Consider the following 579-nt stretch of genomic DNA (forward strand, 5'->3'; position numbering starts at 1 on the left):
CTAGAATGACTGCCGGTGACAAACCGGAGGAAGGCGGGGATGACGTCAAATCATCATGCCCCTTATGACTTGGGCTACACACGTACTACAATGGCTGGTACAACGGAGAGCGAAGCCGCGAGGTGGAGCCAATCCTATAAAAGCCAGTCTCAGTTCGGATTGCAGTCTGCAAATCGCCTGCATGAAGTCGGAATTGCTAGTTATCGCGGATCAGCATGCCGCGGTGAATACGTTCCCGGGTCTTGTACACACCGCCCGTCACACCACGAGAGTTTACAACACCCGAAGTCGGTGGGGTAACCCTTACGGGAGCCAGCCGCCGAAGGTGGGGTGGATGATTGGGGTGAAGTCGTAACAAGGTAGCCGTATCGGAAGGTGCGGCTGGGTGACCTCCTTTCTATGGAGAATCGTTTCCCGCAGCGGAAACATTCAAATTGCCTTCGCAAGAAGTCAACCACGACGTGCTTTCATTTGTTCAGTTTTGATGGAATTTGAGGGGCTATAGCTCAGCTGGGAGAGCGCCTGCCTTGCACGCAGGAGGTCAGGGGTTCGATCCCCCTTGGCTCCACCAAATCAATT

1 tRNA gene and 1 rRNA gene are annotated in these 579 nt (G+C 54.2%); both read left to right on the top strand.

What is annotated here, in order from left to right:
• Nucleotides 1–397: ribosomal RNA gene (locus RB298_RS18020) — 16S ribosomal RNA — on the top strand; the annotation flags it as partial.
• A gap of 98 nt (nucleotides 398–495) precedes the next feature.
• Nucleotides 496–571: transfer RNA gene (locus RB298_RS18025), tRNA-Ala, on the top strand.
• Nucleotides 572–579 lie beyond the last annotated feature (8 nt).

The organism is Priestia sp. BR_2 (assembly GCF_041954005.1).
Lineage (GTDB): Bacteria > Bacillota > Bacilli > Paenibacillales > Paenibacillaceae > Paenibacillus_AQ > Paenibacillus_AQ lautus_A.